The 4,030-nt window shown below is 34.8% G+C and carries 3 protein-coding genes, 6 tRNA genes and 1 rRNA gene; all 10 read right to left on the reverse strand.

Features of this window, described 5'->3' with window-relative positions:
• Window positions 1-156: 156 nt before the first annotated feature.
• Window positions 157-1,512, reverse strand: coding sequence for a phosphoglucosamine mutase (gene glmM, locus CD128_RS11055; RefSeq protein ID WP_103329943.1), 1,356 nt, complete (start codon window positions 1,510-1,512; stop codon window positions 157-159).
• A 34-nt stretch (window positions 1,513-1,546) separates the two neighbouring features.
• Window positions 1,547-2,479, reverse strand: a complete 933-nt coding sequence (locus CD128_RS11060) for a CdaR family protein (RefSeq protein WP_103329944.1) — start codon at window positions 2,477-2,479, stop codon at window positions 1,547-1,549.
• A 1-nt stretch (window position 2,480) separates the two neighbouring features.
• Window positions 2,481-3,287, reverse strand: coding sequence for a diadenylate cyclase CdaA (gene cdaA, locus CD128_RS11065; RefSeq protein ID WP_103329945.1), 807 nt, complete (start codon window positions 3,285-3,287; stop codon window positions 2,481-2,483).
• 159 nt (window positions 3,288-3,446) lie between these two features.
• Window positions 3,447-3,519, reverse strand: a tRNA-Lys gene (locus CD128_RS11070).
• 3 nt (window positions 3,520-3,522) lie between these two features.
• A tRNA-Gln gene (locus tag CD128_RS11075) sits at window positions 3,523-3,597 on the reverse strand.
• Window positions 3,598-3,603: 6 nt separating this feature from the next.
• Window positions 3,604-3,687 (reverse strand) — tRNA-Tyr (locus CD128_RS11080).
• A gap of 10 nt (window positions 3,688-3,697) precedes the next feature.
• A tRNA-Val gene (locus tag CD128_RS11085) sits at window positions 3,698-3,773 on the reverse strand.
• Between the two features lie 7 nt (window positions 3,774-3,780).
• Window positions 3,781-3,855 (reverse strand) — tRNA-Glu (locus tag CD128_RS11090).
• A 1-nt stretch (window position 3,856) separates the two neighbouring features.
• Window positions 3,857-3,931, reverse strand: a tRNA-Asn gene (locus tag CD128_RS11095).
• Between the two features lie 12 nt (window positions 3,932-3,943).
• Window positions 3,944-4,030, reverse strand: a 5S ribosomal RNA gene (gene rrf, locus CD128_RS11100); the annotation flags it as partial.

Genomic DNA, 4,030 nt, shown 5'->3' on the forward strand with positions numbered 1-4,030 from the left:
TTTATAACTTACTAAAATGTTTATCTAATTATATTTTTTATTCTTTTATTAATTAAAAATGTTGTTTTTTTATATATGTAAGCGCTTTATTTTTTTAAAAAAGTAATAAATAGGGTCTTACATTTACTTGTAAGACCCTCATTAAAATACTATATGTTATTTATCTAAACCCATTTTATCTTCAACTACATCAGCAATACGTTGCGCATAGCGTTGCGCATCCTCATCTGTAGCTGCTTCAACCATTACACGTACTAATGGTTCTGTACCAGAAGGTCTAACTAATATTCTACCTTCGCCGTTCATTTCATCTTCAACTTCTGACATCACTTGTTTCACATCTTCATTCTCTTCAACATGATGTTTGTCAGTAACTTTAACATTGATTAATGATTGTGGATATTTTTTCATTTGTGCTGCTAACTCACTTAAAGGCTTGCCACTCATCTTAATTACTGAGGCTAATTGAACACCTGTTAATAAGCCATCACCAGTTGTATTATAATCCATAAGAACGATATGACCTGATTGTTCTCCGCCTAAGTTGTAATTACCACGACGCATTTCTTCAACTACGTATCTATCTCCAACTTTAGTTTTGTTTGAAGCGATACATTCATGTTCTAGAGTTTTATAGAAGCCTAAATTACTCATTACTGTTGAAACAATCATATTATTATTTAATTCATTGTTTTTATGCATTGATTGACCAATAATGAACATAATTTGGTCTCCATCGATGATATTACCTTTTTCATCTACAGCGATTAAGCGATCTCCATCACCATCAAACGCTAAGCCAAAGTCACTTTCAGTTTCTACTACTTTTTCAGCTAATTGCTCTGGATGAGTAGAACCACATGCTTCATTGATATTATAGCCATCTGGGCTACAACCAATCGTTTCTGTATCAGCTTCTAAATCTCCAAATAAGAATGGTGCTAATGCAGATGTTGAACCGTTTGCGCCATCTAAGACAATTTTTAATCCTTCTAAATCAACATCAATTGTAGATTTTAAATAGCTTAAATACTTTTGAGCCCCTTCAAAGTAATCAGAAAAATGTACAATATCTTTACCTACAGGTCTAGGTAATTCAGGATTTTCTTGGTCTAATAAAGCTTCAATTTCATTTTCTTGCTCATCTGATAGTTTAAATCCGTCTGCGCCAAAGAATTTAATACCATTGTCTGCTACAGGATTGTGAGAAGCTGAAATCATTACACCTAATTCAGCACCCATCTCACGAGTAAGATAAGCAACACCTGGCGTTGAAATGATTCCTAATCGCATTACTTCTGCACCAATAGAAGCTAACCCAGCGATTAATGCAGATTCTAACATTTCACCAGAGACACGCGTATCTCTACCTACTAATACTTTAGGATGTGCTTCACCTTCGTTATGTGCTAAAACATAACCACCATAACGACCTAATTTAAACGCTAATTCAGGAGTTAATTCTCTATTTGCTATACCTCTTACTCCATCAGTACCAAAATATTTTCCCATTGTTAAATACTCCTTTATTTATAAAAAATTAAAATTATTTCAAATTGATATGTGCTGTAACTTCATTAGTATCAGCTTTTTTAACTTTATTAGGTAAATCAATCTTTACCTTTTTATCTGTTGATTCAGATATATCATCTAAATTCACAACAGCATCAACTTCATTAATATCTTGCAATGTTTCTCTATTACCAAAAATTTCAATTTCATCCTTATCTAATGAAATGTCATCAAGTTCTTTATCATCCGGTAATTGACCTTCAGTGTGTACATTAACTTTAACTTTCTTGCTATAAGGTTCAACCTTTGTTGTTAACTTTACTTGATCAGGTTGAATATGCACATTTAACTTATTCAGTTGTTTATCAAAAGCAGTTACATCTGCTACATCAGAAGTATCTTTAGTTACTTTGTCTACATCACGATAGGTAGCCTTAAGATAAGCAATTTTAGATAATTGTTGTTTCCCTCCTGTTACTTTCACAGTATCAGGTTCAACTTTACTATCTTTCACTTTGTAATTAGCATCAATATCATTCTGACCTATATCAGGTTGTACATGCATCGTTTTAGAATCTTTATTTTCAAGAGTGATATAAGCTTGTTTAGGCTTGACGTTATAATTAATGTCATTACTTAATCCTTTAACTATATAGTCTTCCTTATAATTGCCTGCTTTTGCATTTGATAAGTCAACAGTTACTTTAATATCATCCGAATTCTCTATTTTAAGTAGTTTGGACTGTGGTCCAGAAATAGTTACATTTACTGTATCTGGAGCTTTAGTAACATGTAAATTTTTTGAATTATAAAGAACTTCCACAGGTACATCTTCAATAGTTTTAGAAGAATTTTGAGATAAATTATTATTATTAAAAATGTTACCAAAGACATTATTGACAGATAAGTAAAAGAATATAGCTAACACTAAAGCTATAAATCGTAAACCCCATTTACTTTCTAGCATCTCATTTCACACCTTTCTTTTGAAAGTGTGTACCAAACCAATGTTCAGCTAATAATTCTTCAAAAACTTCTTCTGAAATATCTCTGCGCAATTTGCCATCAAATGTAACGGATATTGATCCAGTTTCTTCAGATACTACCACAGTAAAGGCATCCGAAACTTCTGATATACCTACTGCTGCTCTATGACGAGTACCTAAACTTTTAGAAATTTTAGCACTGTCAGATAACGGTAGATAACTCGCAGAACTAGCAATTCTTGAATTTTGAATAATCATAGCACCATCATGCAAAGGTGTATTTGGTATAAAAACATTAATTAGCAATTCTTGTGATATTTCAGAATTCATTGAAATCCCAGTTTCAATATAGTCTTGTAGACCAGTTTCTTTTTCAAAAACGATTAAAGCACCAATACGTCTTTTAGCCATATATTGTACAGCTTTTGAAACTGCTTGAACTAATTTTTCTTCATCATGACTGTAGGTATTTGTATATCGTTTGAATAAACTTCCTCGACCTAATTGTTCTAACGCACGTCTAATTTCAGGTTGGAATATCACTATTAAAGCTAATACGCCCCACTGAATCACAATATCAAATAGCTTAGAAGTAGCAGTTAAATTAAGAATTTTACTGACTTGCTGACCAATAACTATAAATAAAATACCTTTAAGTAGCTGAATAGCCTTAGTACCCTTAAATACAGTAATGAGAAGATAAAGGACATACCATACAATAAGTAAATCAAGTACACTTGTAATTATTTTTAATGTACTTAGATTATTAAAAACGTTGGAAAAATCCATAGCATCTCCTCCGAATATATTTTTCCATAGTCTTAATTATACCAATGAAAAACCTCACTGTCATATGAACAATTAAATTGAACAAAAATTTCTTATTATCTATAATGGTGAAAAACTTTAGAAAATAAAAAAAGCACCCCAACTTGGGATGCTTGTGAGTGAGCCATAGAGGATTCGAACCTCTGACCCTCTGATTAAAAGTCAGATGCTCTACCAACTGAGCTAATGGCTCTAATGGCTGGGCTAGCTGGATTCGAACCAGCGCGTGACGGAGTCAAAGTCCGTTGCCTTACCGCTTGGCTATAGCCCATTAAGATGGTGGAGGGGGGCAGATTCGAACTGCCGAACCCGAAGGAGCGGATTTACAGTCCGCCGCGTTTAGCCACTTCGCTACCCCTCCGACTTATAAATGGTGGAGAATGACGGGTTCGAACCGCCGACCCTCTGCTTGTAAGGCAGATGCTCTCCCAACTGAACTAATTCTCCAACAAAATGGTGACTCCTACGGGACTCGAACCCGTGTTACCGCCGTGAAAGGGCGGTGTCTTAACCGCTTGACCAAGGAGCCATGGCTCCGCAGGTAGGATTCGAACCTACGACCGATCGGTTAACAGCCGATAGCTCTACCACTGAGCTACTGCGGAATAATATGATGTGCCTGGCAACGTCCTACTCTAGCGGAACGTCAGTCCAACTACCATCGGCGCTAAGGAGCTTAACTTCTGTGTTCGGCATGGGAACAG

The organism is Staphylococcus croceilyticus (genome assembly GCF_002902575.1).
Classification (GTDB): Bacteria; Bacillota; Bacilli; order Staphylococcales; family Staphylococcaceae; genus Staphylococcus; species Staphylococcus croceilyticus.